Source organism: Cognatiyoonia sp. IB215182 (assembly GCF_033963905.1).
Lineage (GTDB): Bacteria > Pseudomonadota > Alphaproteobacteria > Rhodobacterales > Rhodobacteraceae > Yoonia.
The window spans coordinates 1-1848 of record NZ_JAXBMB010000060.1; the positions used below are offsets into that span (position 1 = coordinate 1).

The following is a 1848-nucleotide window of genomic DNA, read 5'->3' on the forward strand; positions in this document are numbered from 1 at the left end:
TGTAAACGCCATTCAGAAATGTCACCTGGGTTTGCAAAGCAGGAATGTCACCCTGAGTGCAACGCGAGCAAGGCTTTTGAGCCCGTAGACCCCACATATCGCAGGGCTTAAAAGCCTTGCGGGGATTGGCTTAGAGCCCTAGCTTGCGTTGTTCGGTCTTATTGTAGAATGCTCTGATGCCGTCTTCGCGCACGATCTTTTCAAAGGCACGCCACGCGAGGACATCACCAAAGAAGGGCGGGTTGTCTGAAATCGTCAGCGTGCCGAACTGGTTCTCAACTGACAGAATCCAGCCGGGATCGATGCTGGTCTTGTAAATCTCGACGTCAAAGTGATGCCCGTCAATGGTGACGGTCTGCGTATGTTCGGAGAATATGATCTCTGGGTCGTCTTCGGCATCCATGCCAGGAAGCTTGTGGCTATTCCTCGGCGTGTGCAATCTTCTTCTTGCCCACTGTTCCTGATTGCCTGCCTGGCCGCCGGCCGTTCGGCTTGTAACCCATCTTCTCTGAGTTCGTGCGCACCTTCGGTTTGGGCGGGGCGGCGTCTTGCATCTCTTTGATGTGCTCAAGAACCGCGCCCAGGCGTTTGTTGCCGGTGATGGCGGCATGGGTGACGCGCTGATCCATGTCGAAGATTTTGTAGGGCAGGGAACGGCCTTTCGAGCGAACCTCAAACCGTCCATCCACAAAGGCATAGGTGTCCACGTATTTGCCGACCAACCCACGCGTGGTGTCATTCTCTTCGAGCATGATGCGTTTGCGGTCGTAGGAGAAAGTGAGCTGCTTACCGACATAGCGGTTCTCCCGCCAGCACAGCACATCCGCCAGCCGATCCGGCTCGACGTTGAGCGCGCGGTGCAGGTTGTCTTGCTTGGCCGGGGCTTTGGCGAACTTCGCGTTGTGACGCTCCTTGAAGCCTTGCAAATAGGCGTTTCCAGCCTCCATGTCAGAGATACCTGCGATCCGTAGCTCTTTGACGAGGCGGTCTTGCAACGTGCGGTTGGCACGTTCTACGCGACCCTTGGCCTGGCTCGTGTTGGCGCAGAGGATCTCGACGTTCAGCTCGCTCAGCGCCCGCCCAAACTGGGTGATCCGCGCACCGCCTTTGGCGTCGTCCTTTGCGACACGGAACACCGTGTGCTTGTCAGAATAGAATGCGACCGGGCGGCCATGGTTGTGCAAGTAGCTTTCCAATGCCTCGAAATAGCTGAACGTGCTCTCGGACTTCACAAACCGCAGTTCCATTAAGGTGCTGGTGGCGTCATCGATGAACACCAGTAATGTGCAGGGTGGGGCGCGATCCTCGAACCATCGGTGATCAGACCCGTCGATCTGGATGAGTTCACCGAAGCATTCCCGCCGCAGGCGCGGTTGATGAATCTGGCGTCGCTGCTTGCGGGACAGCCAGATGCCATCTTCTTGCATCCACTTGCGCACCGTCTCGCGCGAGACTTTAAACCCGTGATGCTCGGCCAGCATCTCAGCCGCCAAGGTTGGCCCGAAATCCAGATATTGCTCCTTGATCACAGACAACGCATAATCGCGCTTGGCATGATGAATGCGGTTGTTCGGCGCGCGCCCACGCGACTTGTGCCGGATCGAAGAAGCGCCATCCTGACGATACCGCTTTAACAGCCGGAATATCTGCCGACGTGTCAGGCCCAACATGTTCGCTGCGTTGTCGACGCTCAGCCGACCATCATCGACCTGCGCCAGCACTTCCACGCGATTCAACTCGCGCTCGCTCATCATCACCCATCCCATGTCCGCTCGCCCTCATATCGTTTTGCGAGGAGAGTGACACTTCTGCTTTGCTCATGGGTGACATTATCGCTTTGCAGCTACA

The 1848-nt window shown here is 56.9% G+C and carries 2 protein-coding genes; both read right to left on the reverse strand.

Annotated features, from left to right (window positions below; all coding sequences use genetic code 11):
• Positions 1 to 130: 130 nt before the first annotated feature.
• A complete protein-coding gene (locus SLH47_RS26235; RefSeq protein ID WP_320244086.1) occupies positions 131 to 403 on the reverse strand; it encodes a hypothetical protein in 273 nt (90 codons plus the stop codon).
• A gap of 16 nt (positions 404 to 419) precedes the next feature.
• Positions 420 to 1766: an ISNCY family transposase gene (locus tag SLH47_RS26240; protein WP_320244087.1), complete on the reverse strand. Its 1347-nt coding sequence runs from the start codon at positions 1764 to 1766 to the stop codon at positions 420 to 422.
• Positions 1767 to 1848: the final 82 nt, after the last annotated feature.